The sequence below is a fragment of the Mesorhizobium sp. M1078 genome (assembly GCF_040318615.1).
GTDB lineage: Bacteria > Pseudomonadota > Alphaproteobacteria > Rhizobiales > Rhizobiaceae > Mesorhizobium.
In genome coordinates this window covers 1-16,631 of the sequence record NZ_JAMYMP010000042.1, presented here as the reverse complement: position 1 = coordinate 16,631, position 16,631 = coordinate 1, and the positions used below count along the sequence as shown (strand labels likewise).

General features: G+C 64.2%; 16 protein-coding genes. 6 read left to right on the top strand and 10 right to left on the bottom strand.

Going from position 1 to position 16,631, the window contains the following annotated elements; translation table 11 throughout:
- Positions 1-122: 122 nt before the first annotated feature.
- Positions 123-1,157 carry an aspartate-semialdehyde dehydrogenase gene (locus tag NKH38_RS29665; RefSeq protein ID WP_023671698.1) on the bottom strand — a complete coding sequence of 345 codons (1,035 nt, stop codon included), beginning with the start codon at positions 1,155-1,157 and terminating at the stop codon, positions 123-125.
- Positions 1,158-1,580: 423 nt separating this feature from the next.
- On the opposite strand from NKH38_RS29665, the gene NKH38_RS29660 reads away from it, so the two are divergent.
- From NKH38_RS29660 to NKH38_RS29645, 4 genes are all read left to right on the top strand, one after another.
- Positions 1,581-3,422, top strand: a complete 1,842-nt coding sequence (locus NKH38_RS29660; protein WP_352764992.1) for a DEAD/DEAH box helicase — start codon at positions 1,581-1,583, stop codon at positions 3,420-3,422.
- 381 nt (positions 3,423-3,803) lie between these two features.
- The gene (locus NKH38_RS29655) at positions 3,804-4,526 is read left to right on the top strand and encodes a DUF805 domain-containing protein (protein ID WP_352764990.1); all 723 of its coding nucleotides are present in this window, start codon (positions 3,804-3,806) and stop codon (positions 4,524-4,526) included.
- Between the two features lie 193 nt (positions 4,527-4,719).
- Positions 4,720-5,148, top strand: coding sequence for an SRPBCC family protein (locus NKH38_RS29650; RefSeq protein ID WP_352764989.1), 429 nt, complete (start codon positions 4,720-4,722; stop codon positions 5,146-5,148).
- A gap of 70 nt (positions 5,149-5,218) precedes the next feature.
- Positions 5,219-5,596: a MarR family winged helix-turn-helix transcriptional regulator gene (locus tag NKH38_RS29645; protein ID WP_023683823.1), complete on the top strand. Its 378-nt coding sequence runs from the start codon at positions 5,219-5,221 to the stop codon at positions 5,594-5,596.
- 8 nt (positions 5,597-5,604) lie between these two features.
- Here the strand turns inward: NKH38_RS29645 and leuB are convergent, their stop codons facing one another.
- The 5 genes from leuB to leuD all read right to left on the bottom strand — a co-directional run bounded on the left by leuB (position 5,605) and on the right by leuD (position 9,504).
- On the bottom strand, positions 5,605-6,708 hold the full coding sequence (gene leuB / locus NKH38_RS29640; protein WP_023683822.1) for a 3-isopropylmalate dehydrogenase: 1,104 nt from the start codon (positions 6,706-6,708) through the stop codon (positions 5,605-5,607).
- Between the two features lie 148 nt (positions 6,709-6,856).
- A complete protein-coding gene (locus tag NKH38_RS29635) occupies positions 6,857-7,207 on the bottom strand; it encodes a VOC family protein (RefSeq protein WP_352764986.1) in 351 nt (116 codons plus the stop codon).
- 12 nt (positions 7,208-7,219) lie between these two features.
- On the bottom strand, positions 7,220-7,603 hold the full coding sequence (locus tag NKH38_RS29630) for a RidA family protein (protein WP_023683820.1): 384 nt from the start codon (positions 7,601-7,603) through the stop codon (positions 7,220-7,222).
- Positions 7,604-7,910: 307 nt separating this feature from the next.
- The gene (locus NKH38_RS29625) at positions 7,911-8,834 is read right to left on the bottom strand and encodes an Ivy family c-type lysozyme inhibitor (RefSeq protein ID WP_352764984.1); all 924 of its coding nucleotides are present in this window, start codon (positions 8,832-8,834) and stop codon (positions 7,911-7,913) included.
- 64 nt (positions 8,835-8,898) lie between these two features.
- Positions 8,899-9,504, bottom strand: a complete 606-nt coding sequence (gene leuD, locus NKH38_RS29620; protein WP_023730275.1) for a 3-isopropylmalate dehydratase small subunit — start codon at positions 9,502-9,504, stop codon at positions 8,899-8,901.
- 165 nt (positions 9,505-9,669) lie between these two features.
- Here leuD and NKH38_RS29615 point away from each other — a divergent pair, with 165 nt between their 5' ends.
- Both NKH38_RS29615 and NKH38_RS29610 read left to right on the top strand, forming a co-directional pair.
- The gene (locus NKH38_RS29615) at positions 9,670-10,095 is read left to right on the top strand and encodes a GNAT family N-acetyltransferase (RefSeq protein WP_023730276.1); all 426 of its coding nucleotides are present in this window, start codon (positions 9,670-9,672) and stop codon (positions 10,093-10,095) included.
- 140 nt (positions 10,096-10,235) lie between these two features.
- On the top strand, positions 10,236-10,967 hold the full coding sequence (locus tag NKH38_RS29610) for a DUF72 domain-containing protein (protein WP_352764981.1): 732 nt from the start codon (positions 10,236-10,238) through the stop codon (positions 10,965-10,967).
- A gap of 203 nt (positions 10,968-11,170) precedes the next feature.
- Here NKH38_RS29610 and NKH38_RS29605 read toward each other — a convergent pair whose 3' ends face one another.
- From NKH38_RS29605 to NKH38_RS29590, 4 genes are read right to left on the bottom strand one after another with little or no spacing between them, the layout of a single operon-like run.
- Positions 11,171-12,337, bottom strand: a complete 1,167-nt coding sequence (locus NKH38_RS29605) for an NAD(P)/FAD-dependent oxidoreductase (protein WP_023730278.1) — start codon at positions 12,335-12,337, stop codon at positions 11,171-11,173.
- A gap of 23 nt (positions 12,338-12,360) precedes the next feature.
- Positions 12,361-13,956 carry a sensor histidine kinase gene (locus NKH38_RS29600; RefSeq protein ID WP_352764978.1) on the bottom strand — a complete coding sequence of 532 codons (1,596 nt, stop codon included), beginning with the start codon at positions 13,954-13,956 and terminating at the stop codon, positions 12,361-12,363.
- On the bottom strand, positions 13,944-14,639 hold the full coding sequence (locus tag NKH38_RS29595; protein WP_352596791.1) for a response regulator: 696 nt from the start codon (positions 14,637-14,639) through the stop codon (positions 13,944-13,946). Before NKH38_RS29595 ends, NKH38_RS29600 begins: the two co-directional genes overlap by 13 nt.
- Before the next feature lie 4 nt (positions 14,640-14,643).
- On the bottom strand, positions 14,644-16,170 hold the full coding sequence (locus tag NKH38_RS29590; RefSeq protein WP_352764974.1) for a DUF4153 domain-containing protein: 1,527 nt from the start codon (positions 16,168-16,170) through the stop codon (positions 14,644-14,646).
- Positions 16,171-16,631: the final 461 nt, after the last annotated feature.

The window sequence follows — 16,631 nt, the reverse complement described above, 5'->3', positions numbered from 1 at the left end:
CCGCGACTACGGGCCGCCGGCTTTCCCCGCGGAGGGCCAGCCGCGGCAGCGGCGATACGGCCCGTGAGCGATAAACGGAATCGGCCGAAGGCCGAACCCCGTGAGCGAAAACAAACCAGCCGTCAGGCCGCCTTCTTCTTCGGCTGGATCAGGCCGCGCTCGACCAGAAGCTCGGCGATCTGCACCGCGTTGAGCGCCGCGCCCTTGCGCAGATTGTCGGAGACGATCCACATCGACAGGCCGTTGTCGATGGTCGAATCCTCGCGGATGCGCGAGATGAAGGTGGCGTCCTCGCCGGCCGATTCCAGCGGCGTGATGTAGCCGCCATCCTCGCGCTTGTCCAAGACCTGGCAGCCCGGCGCTTCGCGCAGGATATCGCGCGCCTCGTCGGCGGTGATCGGCTTTTCGAACTCGATGTTGACGGCTTCGGAATGGCCGATGAACACCGGCACGCGCACACAGGTCGCCGTCAGCTTGATCTTGGGGTCGAGCATCTTCTTGGTCTCGGCGACCATCTTCCACTCTTCCTTGGTCGAGCCGTCGTCGAGGAAGACGTCGATGTGCGGAATGACGTTGAAGGCGATGCGCTTGGTGAACTTCTTGACCTCGACGCCATCGGCGACGAACACCGCGCGGGTCTGTGTAAAGAGTTCGTCCATGCCTTCCTTGCCGGCGCCCGATACCGATTGATAGGTGGCGACGACGACGCGCTTGATGGTGGCGACATCGTGCAGCGGCTTCAGCGCCACGACCAGCTGCGCCGTCGAGCAGTTCGGATTGGCGATGATGTTCTTGCGGGTGAACAGCGAGATCGCATCCGGGTTCACTTCCGGCACGATCAGCGGCACGTCCTGGTCGTAGCGGAAGGCCGACGAGTTATCGATGACGACGCAGCCCTGCTTGCCGATCTTCGGCGACCACTCCTTGGAGACGTTGCCGCCGGCCGACATGATGCAGATGTCGGTGTCGGAAAAATCATACTGGTCGAGCGTCTTGACCTTCAGCGAACGGTCGCCGAACGACACTTCGGTGCCCTGGCTGCGCCGCGAGGCCAGCGCCACGACTTCGCTTACCGGAAAGCCGCGCTCTTCCAGTATGTTGAGCATTTCGCGCCCCACATTGCCCGTGGCGCCGACTACCGCAACTTTGAAACTCATCAGAAATCTCCTGTCCCTCTCCGCTTGGTTTTTGGAGAAAACCGCCGGCCAATGCGGGTTTTGTCCCCCGGGCCGGACCCGGGAGAGGGTGGTTAGGCCAAGGGAATCACACCGTTTTGGTGGTGGTTTTGGCCATAGTTTTGCTGGAACGGTTAGACGCGCCAACGCGCCCGGCCCCATGATTGTGGCCGGGGAAGTCGAATGCAAGAAGAGCCATCAGAAGGCCGCGCATCGAAAATGATCCCGTTCGATGCCGGCTTTTACGCGGTTTGCGTCAGGAGTCAATTGCGGCAAGGCACTCGCTTGCCCTGTACAATAGCGGCCGCAAGAAGTACGAACGCCCAAATAGTGTTTGGCTGGCGTGGCGCCAGCCCCGGCATGTGCTGCATGATGAGCCCATGCCCCGAATTCCGAAAGAGTGAGATGTCCAATTTCGAACGTATCGTTCCTGCGCTGGCAGAGGCGCTGGAAAAACGCGGCTATACCGAGCTGACGCCGGTGCAGAAGGCGGTGCTGGAACTCGGCGAGGCCGACGCTCTGGTGTCGGCGCAGACCGGCTCCGGCAAGACTGTCGCCTTCGGCCTGGCTTTGGCGCCGACCCTTCTTGGAAGCGCCGAGCGTTTTGACCAGGCTGGCGCACCGCTGGCGCTGGCCGTGGCGCCGACGCGCGAGCTCGCTCTGCAGGTGATGCGCGAATTGCAATGGCTCTACGCGCCGACCGGCGCCACCGTCGCGTCCTGCGTCGGCGGCATGGACATGCGTTCCGAACGGCGCGTGCTGGAGCGCGGCGCCCACATCGTCGTCGGCACGCCCGGCCGCCTGCGCGACCACATCACCCGCAACTCTCTCGACATGTCGGCGCTGAAAGCCGTGGTGCTGGACGAGGCCGACGAGATGCTCGACCTCGGCTTTCGCGAGGACCTCGAATTCATCCTCGATGCCGCACCGGCTCAGCGCCGCACGCTGATGTTTTCGGCCACCGTGCCGCGCTCGATCGCCACGCTGGCGCAAGGCTATCAGCGCGACGCCGTACGCATCTCGGCCGGCGGCGAGGAAAAGCAGCATCTCGATATCGAGTACCGGGCGCTGAATGTCGCCTATCCCGACCGCGAGAACGCCATCATCAACGTGCTGCGCTTTTACGAGGCGAAGAACGCGCTGGTGTTCTGCAACACCCGCGCCGCCGTCAATCATCTGACGGCACGCTTCAACAACCGCAATTTTTCCGTCGTCGCACTGTCGGGCGAGCTCAGCCAGAACGAACGCACCCACGCGCTGCAGGCGATGCGCGACGGACGCGCCAAAGTCTGCATCGCCACGGATGTCGCCGCGCGCGGCATCGACCTGCCCAATCTCGAACTGGTCATCCATGCCGATCTGCCGACCAATCCCGAAACGCTGCTGCATCGCAGCGGCCGTACCGGCCGCGCCGGCCGCAAGGGTGTCAGCGCGCTGATCGTGCCCAACGGCGCCCGCAAGCGCACCGAGCGCCTGCTGCAGAATGCAGGGCTGAAGGCGACATGGGCGAGCCCGCCCTCGGCCGACGACGTGATCAAGCGCGACGACGAGCGCATCCTTGCCGATCCAGCCTTCGACGAGCCGGTGGCCGAGGACGAGCGCGGCTTCATCGACGCGCTTCTGGCCAGGCATGGCGCCGAACAGATTGCGGCCGCCTTCGTGCGCCAATGCCGCGCCAGCCGCTCGGCGCCCGAGGAGCTTACGGATGTCGCACCGTTCACGCCTTCGCGTGACAAACCGGCGGGCGAAAAATTCGAGCGCCGCGATGAAGCGCCAGGCCGGCGCGACGATTTCGGCGACAGTGTCTGGTTCTCGCTGTCGATCGGGCGCAAGCAGAATGCCGAGCCGCGCTGGCTGATCCCGATGCTGTGCCGCACCGGCAACATCTCCAAGCGCGAGATCGGCTCCATCAAGATGCAACAGGATGAGACCTACGTGCAGATCGCGGCCGACTGGGCCGATCGCTTCCTCGCCGCCATCGGCCCCGACAAGAAGCTGCAGGGCAACATCGTGGTGAAGCGCCTGGACGGCACGCCCGACCTGTCGCGGGCCGGCTACCAGGCGCCGAAGCCGGACAAGAAGCCGCATCGCGGCAAGCGACCGTTCGAGGCGCCGCAAAGCGCACACAAGCCGAAATTCGAGAAGCGGGAACGGCCCCCCGGCGATGCAAAGCCTTGGGCCGGGAAACCGAAATTCGACAAGGCTGGACCGCCGAAGAACAAGAAACCGAAGAAGCGGCCGGTTTGAGGCTCTTATCGGCCAATTACAGATGCAGGCGCTGCCCCTCATTGCCCTGCCGGACGTTCGTTATTCGAAAAGCCAAGCAGTTGGCTTTTCGTCCGCTTCGCGGACCATTCCTCAACTCCCCGTATAGTGACGGGGAGAAAGGGCTGACCGCAGCCTTGGCGCTCTTCTTGCAACGTTGGCGATTGGCGGAATCGTCAATAACAGCGACCCCTCTCCCCGCCACTATACGGGGAGAGGATGCCGGCAGGCAGGTGAGGGGCAGCGCCAACGCACCGGAAAATAAAGCAACTCATGCCTGAACCGTTCGCCCTCCATTTCGTCCACCCCCTTGCAGTCCGCCGCAACTTTGAACAGTCTGTGCCTACACGGGGGCGAGGCTAAATGCGCGGCGAAGTTCTTCACTATGACGAGGCCCAGGGTTTCGGCTTCATCACCGGGGCGGACGGCAACCGCTACACCTTCGCGCGCGAGGATCTGCGCCGTGATACCGTGATCGCGAACGGCGCTGTGGTCGAGTTTCTGCCGGCAAGCGGTCAGGCGCGCGACGTTTTTTCAATCCGCGCCCAGCCCGCCAGTCCCGCCACCGCTGCGCCAGCGGCAAGCGCCGCGCCGCCCAAGGCGGCTGCCGCTTCAGCCGCGCCACAGCATTTCGGCCGCCTGGCGGAAGACGGCGCGGTTCGCGATAGCGGAATGCCGGGTTATTTCTGGCGAGGCGTGACGCGCAACTACATCAACTTCGCCGAACGCGCCCGCCGCAAGGAATTCTGGGGCTACTGCCTGTTCTGGACCGTCAGCTTCATCCTGGTCGGAATTGCCGGCGCCCTCGCCGACCAGGCCGTCGGCAATTTCGATGCCGGCAACTGGCCGATTGTGATGATCGGCGTCTGGGGGCTGTTTTGGCTAGCGACCTTCCTGCCCTGGGTCGGGCTCGTCGTGCGCCGCTTGCACGACATCGGCCTGACCGGCTGGCTGGCAATACCTTACTTCGCAATCACCTTCATGTTCGCTCCGGCTACGCTGATCCTCGCGCTGATACTCGGATTGATCCCGACCCAGGCCCACGAAAACCAGTGGGGGCCGGTGCCTGGAGGAGGCGGAGCCTAGACCCGCACCAAGAAATGAGCGGCCGGCTGTTTGCGGACAGCCGTGCTATAACAATGGCTTAGGTCGCAGCCGGGAAGGCAGCTGCTGTTTTGACCGAACGAACGAAATATTTCTCTTGCCATTTAGTCTGTGCACAGATAATCTGTGCAATCATCAAATCGACGATCGAAAACGGATGATGGAGCCAAGACAAATGTGGACCAACGAGTACGCCGCAATTTCCCCCCTTTCGGCGCAGGCCATCTGGAACGCGCTCAAGGCGCTGCACGAAGGCCGCCTCACCTACGAAGGGTCCGATACCTTCGTACTGCACGGCCCGTTCGCCAAGGGCACCCGCGTCTCTGTAACGCCCGTCGGGCAGGACACCTTCGAATCGACGATCGTCGACCTCGTCGACGCTGTAACCTATGCCGACGAGACCTCGTTCGGCGACACGAAACTGTTGTTCAGGCATACGCTGACGCCGGTCGAGGGCGGCACTCAAGTGACGCATCGCCTCGATATTTCCGGCCCATCGGCCGCCGAGGTCGGACCAGAGCTCGGGCCGCAGATCAGCGGCGATTTCGACACTTCGATGGCCAAACTGTTCGAGCAGGCAATGGTGTTGGCGAACGGTGGCTGATCAAGGGGATCTGAACACGCGCTTCAGCGGACCATCCGAGAGCCCCGGCTTGCTGCTCTGGCGAACCACCATGCGCTGGCAGCGCGTCATGACGGCGGCGCTGGCCCCGCTTGACCTTACCCATGTCCAGTTCGTGCTGCTGGCTTCGGCGATGTGGCTCGGCCGCTATGGCGAGCCGCCCAACCAGGTCCAACTCGCCGCCCAGGCCGGCACCGAGGTGAAGATGACGTCGGACGTCGTCGCCCGGCTTGAGGCAAAGGGACTGATTGTGCGGGACACCGACCCGCGGGATTCCCGCGCCAAGGTGATCCGCGTCTCCACGACGGGGACGGCCGCAGTCCAGCGCGCTATCGTCGCCGTCGAAGCCGCCGACGCTGCTTTTTTCTCAACCGTGGATGAGGCGCAACTCGTCGGCCTGCTGAAACGGCTGGCCGGCGAGATCCGCTGAGTCGGCCGCTAAGCCAGGAACTTGGCGATGATGGCATCGCCCATTGCGACAGTGCCGACTTCGGTCATGCCCTCGGACAAAATATCCTTCGTCCGGAGCCCGTCGTCGAGCACGGCGGCTATTGCGCCTTCGAGCTTGTCGGCCTCATCGACCATGCCGAAGGAATATCGCATGCACATGGCAAACGACGCGATCATGGCGATCGGGTTGGCGATGCCCTGTCCGGCAATGTCGGGCGCCGAGCCATGCACCGGCTCGTACAGCGCCTTGCGCTTCCTGGTCTTCACATCGGGCGCGCCGAGCGAGGCCGACGGCAGCATGCCGATCGATCCGGTCAGCATGGCGGCGATGTCGGACAGCATGTCGCCAAACAGATTGTCGGTGACGATGACGTCGAACTGCTTTGGCCAGCGCACCAACTGCATGCCGCCGGCATCGGCCAGCATGTGGTCGAGCTTGACGTCGGCATAGCGAGTCTTCTGGGTCTGGGTGACGACCTCGTTCCACAGCACGCCGGATTTCATGACGTTGCGCTTTTCCATCGATGTCACGTGGTTCTTGCGCGTGCGCGCCAGCTCGAAGGCGACGCCCGAAATCCGCTCGATCTCGAACGTGTCGTAGACCTGCGTGTCGATGCCGCGCTTCTGGCCGTTGCCGAGATCGATGATCTGCTTCGGCTCGCCGAAATAGACGCCGCCGGTAAGCTCGCGCACGATCAATATGTCGAGGCCCTCGACGACTTCCTGCTTCAGCGAGGACGACGCGGCCAGCGCCGGATAGCAGATGGCAGGCCGGAGATTGGCGAACAGCTCCATATCCTTGCGCAGCCGTAGCAACCCGGCCTCGGGACGCACCTCGTAAGGCACCTTGTCCCATTTCGGCCCGCCGACGGCGCCGAACAGCACGGCGTCCGCAGCCATCGCCTTTGCCATGTCGGCATCCGAAATCGCCGCGCCATGCGCGTCGTAGGCGCAGCCGCCGACCAAGCCTTCATCAGTGGCAAAACCGCTGCCGAGCTTTGCGTTCATGGCCGCGATCAGCTTCTTCACCTCGGCCATCGCCTCGGGGCCGATGCCGTCGCCGGCGAGCAGGAGAAGATTTTTCGAAGCCATGGAGAACCGTCCGATGCTGTTTGGAGAAACCGCGGCCTTGCTAAACGCCAAGAGCTTGCGGCGCAAGGGGATGAAGAACGCTACGACGGCGCCCGCGTCTCAAGACCTGGGTTCCTCGCCGTGGCCAGAGGCGGGGGAGAGGAACAAATCACTTGTGCGACAAAATATTCACCAACCGGCCGAACGGATCGCGCACATAAAACCGCCGTACGCCCCAGGGTTCGTCGGCCGGACCATACTCGGCGGCAAAGCCGGCGGCCTTCATGCGTTGCAGCGCCGCATCGACATCGTCGACCTCGATGGAGAGGTCCGGCACCGGCGTGCCGGAGCCGCCCTGGGCCATGAAGCTGATCTGCACCTGCATCCGTGCGTCGGAGCCTAAGGTGACGATCCAGCCCTGATCCATCAGCACATCGAGGCCAAGCACGTCCTGAAAGAAGCGTTTCGCCGCTGCCGCGTCTGGTGTCCCGATATTGGCCACGATGCGCCGGACCGTCATGGCTTTGCCTCCTCAAGCCGTACGCCGCAGCGCCGTGACTTCGATCTCGATCTTCATTTCCGGCTTGTTGAGCTGGCACACGATCATCGTCGCCGCCGGCCTGATCTCGCCGAAAGCCTCGCCGAGGATGGGGAAGACGACGTCCACGATGGCCCGGTCTGTGATGTAGTAATGCGCCCGCACCACATCGGCCATGTCGAAGCCGCCATCCCTCAGCGCCTCCGCGATGGTCGCCAGGCAATTGCGCGTCTGCGCCTCCACCGTTTCCGGCATGGTCATCGTCGCATAGTCGTAGCCGGTCGTTCCCGACACGAAGCACCAGTCGCCCTGCACCACCGCGCGCGAATAGCCGGCGGTCTTTTCGAAGGGCGAACCGGTGGAGATGAGTGTGCGCATGGAGCCTCGCTGTCGTTTCGGACACTTTGCAGGAAAAGAGCCGGCCAGACCATGGGCCAAGTCAGGTGCAAATCTTGGTCGTCGGCGGGACAGCACCCCCTCTGGCCTGCCGGCCATCTCCCCCTCAAGGGGGGAGATTAGCAGTTCGGACGCCTTTCTCGCTTTCCACATTTGCGATTGGCGAAAGCCAGAGTGACGTCTGATCTCCCCCCTTGAGCGGGAGATGCCCGGCAGGGCAGAGGGGGGGTGTGACGGATCGCGACGGAACAAGCATGAACACCGAGTGTTCGCCGCGCTGCCGCGAACCCTAGTTCCCCGACTCCTGCGCCTTGTCCATTGCTTCCTTCACATCCGCAGGCCAGGTCTTCACGTCAGGCCACGCCTGCGGCTCGCCATTGTCGCCGCGCCGGGCGAAGTAGAGCGTGTGCTTGGCCGGGTCGACCGCCATGAAACCGTCATTGCTGCCGCATGAGTGCGGCACGCAGCCGGTGGCGTAGAAGGCGCCCGACGCCGTCTTTTCGGTGCCGCCGCCGACCAGCAGGCTGGTCGCCATGTCGGGCATAGTGTCGCCGAGCAGCGTCTGCGCCGCCTTGTAGACGGCCTCATTGTGGAAGGCGTCGATGATGTTCTGGTATTTGGCCGGATCGACGTCCTTCCAGTCCGTACCCGGCTCCGGCGCGTAGGTCAGGTCGCCCGAGATCGTCAGCCCGTCGCTGGGTGACCATTGCAGCGCTTGCTTCGTATCGCCCGGCAACAGATACGGCACGAAATAGATGGCGTTGTCGGCCACCGCCGCCGGCGGCGCGCCGCATTCGTCCTGTTCGACCTTGAGGCTTTGTATCTCGCCGCCTTCCGGCTTCCAGACGATGACCTTGGCCGGGCCGCACTGGTTGCCGCCGTCGCCGACATCGACCAGCGCCACGTCGACGCCGCCGACCTTGACTGTTCTGTCGAAGAACACGTCGTAATTGCTGGCCAGCTGCTTGCCGTCATAGGCCAGCACCTTTTCGCCATCCTGCTCCGGCTCGGTAATGGTCAGCTGCCCGCCCTCGAACGGGACCGGCCCCTGGCTGTCATCGTCCGCCAGGGCCGCATTGCTCGACGCGCCCGGATCGGCGGCGGACGGATCTTCTGCCGGCACGAGTATCTTGTCGGTCTGTGCTTGCGCGCCGGCCACCGGCATCAGCATCCACGCCAGCGCGCAGGCGCCGGCAAGAAGAAAACGTGTCATGACTGTCCCCTCCGTTCAGCCGCCACGAACCCGGCTTTGTGGCGGCCGGGCCATCTCGTACCACTCAGGCCCAAGGACGCTCGGCAGCGTTCTTCTTCTCGAACGAGGCGATGGCGCCGGCCTTCTCCATGGTCAGGCCGATATCATCGAGACCGTTCAGCAGGCAGTGGCGCTTGAAGTCGTCGAGGTCGAAGGTGACCACGCCGCCATCCGGTCCGCGGATTTCCTTGGCCTCGAGGTCGACCGAAACCGTCGCATTGGAGCCGCGCGAGGCGTCGTCCATCAGCTTCTCCAAGTCTTCGGCGCTGACGGTGATCGGCAGGATGCCGTTCTTGAAGCAGTTGTTGTAGAAAATGTCGGCGAACGAGGTCGAGATGACGCAGCGAATGCCGAAATCGAGCAGCGCCCACGGCGCGTGTTCGCGGCTCGAACCGCAGCCGAAATTGTCGCCGGCGACCAGGATCTGCGCCTTGCGGTAGGCTGGCTTGTTGAGCACGAAGTCGGGGTTTTCCGAGCCATCGTCCTTGTAGCGCATTTCGGCGAACAGGCCGCTGCCGAGCCCGGTGCGCTTGATCGTCTTGAGATAATCCTTGGGGATGATCATGTCGGTGTCGACATTGACGATCGGCATCGGTGCGGCGACGCCGGTGAGCTTGGTGAATTTTTCCATGGCTTTTGCCCGTTCTTGATCGATAATTCGTTGCGTCAGGGTTTGCTGCGCCCGGTTTACACAAAGCCGCCGGCAAATAAAAGGCAACTGTTGGTGCGCGGCCCGATCGAAAGATCGGCGCGGCACTGTCTTTAAAACCGGCTGCCGTTGGTGCACCTTGCGCCCATGACCGCACAATCGAAGATTATCTATGCCAGGGAGCCTGAGCTCGACGTCGCCGAGTTCCGCCGCGTGCTGGTCGAATCCACGCTCGGCGAAACACGCCCCGTCGATGACGACGCCCGGCTGCAGGCGATGCTTTCGGGCGCGAACCTGGTGCTCACGGCGCGGCTCGACATCGAAGGCAGGCCGCTGATCGGCGTTATCAGGGCCATCACCGATTTTTCCTGGGTGTGCTACGTCTCAGAGCTCGCCGTGTCGCAATCGGCGCAAGGCGTCGGCATCGGCAAGGGCCTGATGGACGAGGCCCGCCGGCAGCTTGGGCCTTCGGTCGCCATCAGCCTGATCTCGATGCCTGACGCCGTCGGCTTCTATGAGCGTATCGGCATGAAGCGCATGCCCGACGCGTTCTGGTTCTCACGCAAGGGCTGACGTCGCGTCAGAAGCAATCGCCGATAGGGACCGGGCGGCGGGCAAGGTTCTCGGGCAATGCGGAACGGTGTTCAGGACCCCGCGGAGCAACGCCTCCTTGTCGCCCTTGACCCGCGCTTCATCCGGTCCAAATCCGCAGCATGGGAAATCGCCGATCTCTGATAGGCACCGCCGGATGGGGAATTCCGTCTCGATACAAGGCTGACTTTCCGCAGCCCGGGTCGCATCTCGAACGTTACGCAAAATGCTTTCCGGTCGTGGAAATCGACACCTCCTTCTACAAACCGCACCGCCGCGAGACCTATGAGCGCTCGGCGCACGCCGTGCCGGAGCACTTCCGCTTCGCGGTCAAGGCACCGAAGAGCATGACCCATGAGCATCGCCTCGCCGATTGCGAGGGGCTGACAGAGGACTTTCTCGGGCAGGTCGAAGGTCTCGGCGAAAAGCTGAGCGTGCTTCTGGTGCAGCTGCCGCCAAGCCTGCCCTTCGAGCCGGAGGTCGCCGGCGGCTTCTTCGACATGTTGGGCAGGCGTAGCCTGGCAAGGCTGGCATGCGAGCCGCGCCATCCCAGCTGGTTCGGTGCCGAGGCGGACGCACTGCTCGCCGGTCACCAGGTCGCACGGGTCGCCGCCGACCCGGCTTCGGTTCCGGAGGCAGCAGGGCCGGGTGGCTCGCCCGGCCTTGCCTATTTACGCTGGCACGGCGCGCCGCGCATCTACCATTCGGGTTACGATGCCGAAACGCTCGACCGGTTTGCGCGGCAAGTGGAAGCAGCGGCCGCTTCCGGTGCCGAGGTCTGGGGCATTTTCGACAATACGGCTGCCGGGCATGCACTGGGCAACGCGATGGCTGTCAGTGCGATGGTTGCTTAGACTCTCGCGGGACAGCACCCCCCTCTGGCCTGCCGGCCATCTCCCCGCAAGGGGGGAGATCAGATGCCGCGACCGCTTTCGCCAATCGCCGACGTTGCAAGAATGGCGCCTTCGCCGAAGCTGCCAATCTCCCCCCTTGCGGGGGAGATGCCCGGCAGGGCAGAGGGGGGTGGGCGGGAACTCGACAGTGAGCTTTTGCCGCCTCAAATCACATTCAATTCCCGGAACGCCCTTCCCTCAGCCACTCTGGCGTACCCAAACGCCGAGCAATCCACCGTCCGATACCCGCCATGCACCAACAACTCCGCCAGCGCCTTGCCGACGGCCGGCGCCTGCTGCAGGCCGTGGCCTGAAAATCCGTTGGCGAAGATGAAATTGCCGACCTCGGGATGCGGGCCGATCACCGCATTCTGGTCGAGCGTGTTGTAGTCGTAGTGGCCGGCCCAGGCGCGTGTCGGCTTGATCGCCTCGAAGGCAGGGATACGGGTTGCCAGCACGGGCCAGATCACCTCTTCGAACAGCGGCCAGTCGACGTCGAAATCCCTGGGGTCGGCGGGGCCATCGCCCTCCTCCGGTTCGGCGCCGCCGGTGAGATAGACCGAGCCTTCAGGCCGGACATAGATGCCGGATGGGTCGACAAGCAGCGGCATGTCGACGTATTTTTCCCGCGCCTCGAAGACGAAAACATTGCGCTTGCGCGGCTCGACGGGCAGCACGAGTCCCGCCATGCCGGCCACCTTGCCGGCATTCGGCCCGGCGGCGTTGACGACGATGCCGGCTTGCAGTCTTTCGCCATTGTCGAGGTCCACTCCGGTGGCGCGGTTGCCCTGCCTCTCAATGCCGGTGACATCGGCGGCGATGAAATCTATTTGTCTGTCACGCAATGCCTTGCGAAACAGCGTCAACATGGCATGAGCGTCGAACCAGCCCTCGCCGGTACGGCCGAAGGCGCCGGCGCTGATGCCTTCGGTCGACAGCCATGAAAAGCGCTTTGCCAGCTGGTCGGCGTCCTCGAGCAGAATGTCGGCGCCCTCGGCGACCTGCGCCTCGTGGTTGGCTTTCAGGATCGGCAACCCGGCGTCGCCGGCCAGGATGAGATAGCCGCCTTCGCGAAAACCGATATCGGCGTCGGTGCCGAAGGTCTCCTTCAGCCGCCGGAACAGGTTGAGCGTGAACTGCGACAGCCGGATATTTTCCGGAATCGAGAATTGCTGACGGATCGAGGCCATGGACAGCGTCGTTGCCGCATGGGCGAATTGCGGGTCGCGTTCGATCAGCGCGATGGAGCCGGAAAAGCCTTCCTCGCGAAGGTAGTAGGCGACCGAGGAGCCGACGATGGCTCCGCCGATGATGACGATGTCGTAGCGCACTTTGTTCTCCGATCCACCAGCCCTCACGCGGCTGGCAAGGAAATCTCGAAGCGCGTGCCGCGCCCGGAGTCAACCAGCGCGATCGTGCCATCATGCGCTTTCAGGAGGGCCAGCACGATGCCGAGGCCCATGCCGGTGCCGCCGGACTCGCGCCGCGTGGTGAAAAACGGCTCGAAAATGCGCGCCCTGTTGCTCGGCGAAATGCCGGCGCCATCATCGCTGATCGCAATCGTCACTTTGCCGTCGGCGCTGGCAGCCGCCAGCAAAACCTGGGTCGCGCCGTGCCTGGCGGAATTGTCGATCAGGTTGGCAAGCACGATCGCCGCATTCTCGGCCGAGATGCGCAGACCGGTTTCGCCGCCCGTCTCGATGGTCACAGCCAGCCTGCCGTCCACCGGCAGCAATGCCAGCGCCGCATCGAGCGATGTGCTTTCGCCGCTCGGCGCCAGGTTTTCCGCGCGCGCCAGATCGAGCAGGCGCCGTACCAGCAGATTGAGCCTTCCGGCATCGTTGACGATGTTGCCGGAAAACCGCTTGCGCTCTGCCGCGTCCATCGCCTCGCCGGAATCGCGCAAGAGTTCGGCCGCGCCCTGGATCGCCGTCAGCGGCGATTTGAGCTCGTGCGAGACATGGGTGGCAAAGGTCTGGATCGAGTCGGAGCGCGCCTGCAGCTTTTCCGCCATGTCGAGGAAGGCGGCGGACAGCTCGGCCATTTCGCGCGTGCCGTGATGGTCGAGCGGCCGGATCGCGTCGCGGTCGCCGGCGGCGATGCGCCTCGTGCGCTCCATCAGCGCGTAGATCGGCCGGCTGACGGTGCGCAGGAAGACCAGCGCGATCAGCAGCGTGCCGAACAGCATGGCGATGGCCGCCAGCGTCACCTTGCCGCGTTCGCCATAGAGATGCTTGACGATGTTGTTCGGCGTTCGAGACAGGTAGATCACGCCGGCGATATGGCCGTCGACCGCGATCGGCATGGCGACGAAGACGCGGACCTTGGTGCCCCGGCTGACCGAATAGAGCGGCGGCGGCGGCTGGTCGGGAATTCGTTGCCTGAGCGCGCTGGCATAGTGGCCGGTAAGGGCGGTGCGCACCTCCTTGACATGGGCGAGCGACAGTCCGACCTCATCGCGCCCGGCAATGACGACGCCATGTGGGTCGAGCAGCCGGAAGCCGGCCAAGGTGGTTTTCTGCGTGGTGTCGAGAATGCCCGACAGCCGCGCGCCGATCGCTGCAAAGGCCGGATCGATGGCGGCAGCGACGCCGGCGGGCCGGGTCGGCAGCAAATAGTCGGAGGCGAGATCGAGGGTAGGCTCGATCGGCTGGTAAGGCGTGTCGTCGCCGCGGCTGGCTTCGCCGCTGTCAGCCTGCATCGGCACCCCAAGCTTCTCCGGGGCAATGGCGGCGTCACTGATATTCTGCGCATAGATGGCGGCGATGACGGCGCCTTGCGCGATCAACTCGCCCTCGGTCTGGCGGATCAGCTGGTTTTCATAAAGCCGGAAGAAGAACAAGCCGACCAGCGGCAGCGCCAGCACCATGATGAGGATGGCGAGGACCACCGTGGCCAGCCTTGGCCGCCATTTGGTGCCGATCCATTTGGCGTCGCTCAGGCGCCGCATCGGCCAAGCCGGAAACCGACGCCATGCACGGTTTCGATGGCGTCGAGACAGCCTGCCGCCGCCAGCTTGGCGCGGATGTTGCGGATGTGGCTATCGACGGTACGGTCGGCGACATGGATGTTGGCGGCATAGGCGCTAGCGACCACCAGGTCGCGCCCCAGCACATGCGCCGGCCGCGCCAGAAATCCTTTCAGGATCGAGAATTCGATCGCCGTCAGCGCCAGCGCCTTGCCGTCGAAACTGGCGCCGTGGCTGGCCGGCGCCAGGCTGAGCTTGCCATGCGCGAAGTTCTTGTCGTCGGCGGGGTCGGGCGCCACCGGGCGGGCGCGGCGCAGGATGACGTTGACGCGCGCCACCAGTTCGCGCGGGCTGAACGGTTTCGTCACGTAGTCGTCGCCGCCCATTTCGAGCCCGAGGATGCGGTCGATTTCCTCGTCGCGCGCGGACAGGAACAGAACCGGCACGTCGGAGCGCTGCCTCAGCCGCCGGCAGACTTCCAGCCCGTCCATCTCCGGCATGCCGATGTCGAGCACGACGAGATCGGGCACGCGGCGCTCGATCGCCTGCAGGGCCGCGGCGCCGTCGGACACGGCCTGCGTCTTCATCCCGGCCTTTTCCAGCGCAAAGCAGATGATCTCGCGTATGTGCGGATCGTCGTCGGCGACCAGGATCTGATGCGGCATGGATCTAACGGTCCGGCACTAAAGGTTGCGAGGGCTGGGTAGGTGGAGGAAGCAAGAGCGGACCTCTCTTGTCGAGAACCTGCACGAGCCTCCAGCCGCGAAAGCTCCAGGCGCGCCACTGCTTCTGCTCGGCGATAGTGTCGTCGATCATCATTTGGTCGGCCAGATAGGTGGTTTGGTTTCCGAATTGGTGCATGTAGAGGCGGTCCAGCGCCGGCATGGCGGCAGCGCCGAGCGAGCGCAGATATTCGGTATCGATAGGCGTGCCGTCGCCGGTCATTTCAAGGGAATGGTCGACATTGAAGTTGGCGATCGCTGCGGCGAAGTTGATGAAGCAGCAGGCATAAAGCGTCGCCGATAACGTCGCAAGATTGGCGGAGAGCAGCCATTCGTTGGATTTTCCAACCGCGATGCGGGCAATGATCAGTGCAAGCCCTGACGCCACCAACCCCATCCAGACGAAGGCGGCGATGCGCCAGTAGGTCAGTGCATAGACGCCGATATAGAGATCGAGCCTGAGAATCGACGAGATGACCAGCACGATGTTCTGCGCCACCCAGGCATAGACCAGCCGGCGGATCAGCGGATCGCCTGAGGTTTCGCTGCCCGGCCGCAGCGCCGCCAGCACGAAGCCGGCGGCCAGCAGCGCGGTGGCGATCAGTGGATAGGCGCCGCGATGCGCATAGGCGGCATAGCTCAACCCGTCCGGCAGGGCGACCCCACCCCAGAGATAGGCTGCGTCGAGCCCGGTCTGCAGCGCAAACAAGGCGTTGAAGACGATCAGCGCGCGCAGGATCGCGGCCTTGCCGAAGACGACGGCCTCGATCGTTGTCGCTGGTTTAGTCGCGGCCGGTGCGGCCACGGCTGCAGGCGGCGTCAAAGGTGGAAGGCGGCGCGGGAAACGCGGCAGGCGAGGCCGCAGGAAAGCCCAGACGCCGGCGATCACGAACAGCCAGAAGACGATCCGCGCCAGTTGGATGAGATCGAGCAGCTTCATCAGGTCGATCAGCGACAGCCAGTATTCGATGACCGGATTGGCGGCGCCGAACAAGAACAGGAACACCGCGCCCAGCGTCACCGGCATGACCCAGACGATGATGGACGCCAGGCGGATGCGGCGGCCGCCAAGCCGGCGCACCGCGCGGCGCCATTGGAAAAAGTCACGGATAAGGCGCAGCGGCGCCGCCAGCAGGAACAGCGCCACCTGGCCGGCAATGCGGGCGATGCCGTGCCGTAGCCGCCCGGACAGGGACAGCGCAAACACCACCAGCGCCACGACAGCTATCGCCACCGACAGCGGGCTGACGTTCTCGGCCAGCGGCAGCAGCGCGACGAACAAAGCGGCCGGCTTGAGCCAGGGTCGGGTGGAATTCAGCGCGGCAGGATGCACAGCGACCACCGCGCCGGCGATCAGGATGGCAAACAGCAGCACCGTGGTCCCGGCGGGCTGGCCGTAAAAGAAAAAATCCGCCAGCGCCACGAGCAGGACGGCGATGCCGAAGCGGCTGGAAAAGCTTGCAAACGATGTCATGCGCGGATTTTCCTGATGGGCTGGGTCCGCTCGGCCGGTGGGCGGATAAAAGGGAGCAGGCTCGCTTCCAGGTAAGGGCGGGCCGCCGCCCGGGGCGGATCGACCAACCACCAGCTTTCGCTGCGCAGGCGATAGGGCAAGGACCAAAGGTGAGCGTTTCGCTGTTGCATGCCGCTGTTGTCGCGGGCTCGCATGGAAACGGCGGGGCGGAGCGGAGGAGGTTTTCCGCAGGGATGTGCAGTTTTCGTGCAGGACCTGTGCTTACGGCCGGGGCGCTCCCCCCCATCTTTCCGGACGTTGGCGCTGTCCCAGCCAGGCTCCTTTCCTCTCCCTCCGGAGGGGGGAGAGGTGGCTCGGCTGTCCGAACCGGATAGATAGGTAACAGAATGGACCGATAGCATGGGTGACAGTTTTCTCCTTCGCCGGGAGGACCGGCGATGGTTTGACGAGAGACTGGCATC